1 protein-coding gene is annotated in these 913 nt (G+C 71.7%); it reads left to right on the top strand.

Annotated features, from left to right (window positions below; all coding sequences use genetic code 11):
• Window positions 1-913: pyruvate kinase (pyk, locus tag ETC07_RS14950; RefSeq protein ID WP_136249318.1), on the top strand; the 913-nt coding region annotated here is incomplete at both ends.

The following is a 913-nucleotide window of genomic DNA, read 5'->3' as shown; positions in this document are numbered from 1 at the left end:
TGGGCCCCGCCAGCGACCGGGAGGGCGTGCTGGAGCGGATGATCGCCGCCGGCGTCGACGTGGTGCGCCTCAACTTCTCGCATGGCTCCCCGGATGATCATGGCCGCCGGCTGGCCGCGGTGCGCGAGATCGCCGCCCGCCAGGGCAAGAGCGTGGCCGCCCTGGGCGATCTGCAGGGGCCCAAGATCCGCATCGCCCGCTTCGCCGATGGCAAGGTCACCCTCGACGAGGGCGCGCCCTTCGTCATCGACGTGGCCCTCGAGGGCGAGGCCGGCGACGCCACCCGGGTCGGCTGCGACTATGCGGCGCTGGCCGACGACGTCACCGCCGGCGATCGCCTGTTGCTCGACGACGGCCGGCTGGTGCTCGACGTCGAGCGCGTCGACGGCAGCGCCATCCACACCAGCGTGGTGGTGGGCGGCGAGCTATCCAACAACAAGGGCATCAACAAGCAGGGCGGCGGGCTCTCGGCCCCGGCGCTGACCGACAAGGACCGTGCCGACCTGGAGACCGCGGTGGCCATCGGCGTCGACTACCTGGCGGTGTCCTTCCCGCGCGGCGCCGCCGACATGATCGAGGCCCGCGAGCGGCTCGGCGAGGCAGGCCAGGAGATCGGCCTGGTGGCCAAGCTCGAGCGCGCCGAGGCGGTGGCCGATGACGCCACCCTGGATGGCATCATCGAGGCCAGCGAGGCGGTGATGGTGGCGCGCGGCGATCTCGGCGTGGAGATCGGCGACGAGGCGCTGATCGGCACCCAGAAACGCATCATCAAGCATGCCCGCAGCCACAACCGCGCGGTGATCACCGCCACCCAGATGATGGAGTCGATGATCGAGGCGCCGCTGCCGACCCGCGCCGAGGTGTTCGACGTGGCCAACGCGGTGCTCGACGCCACCGACGCGGTGATGCTGTC

Origin of the sequence: Halomonas borealis (assembly GCF_004798905.1) — a bacterium.
GTDB classification, from domain to species: domain Bacteria; phylum Pseudomonadota; class Gammaproteobacteria; order Pseudomonadales; family Halomonadaceae; genus Halomonas; species Halomonas borealis.
This window is presented reverse-complemented; position numbering and strand designations above follow the sequence as displayed.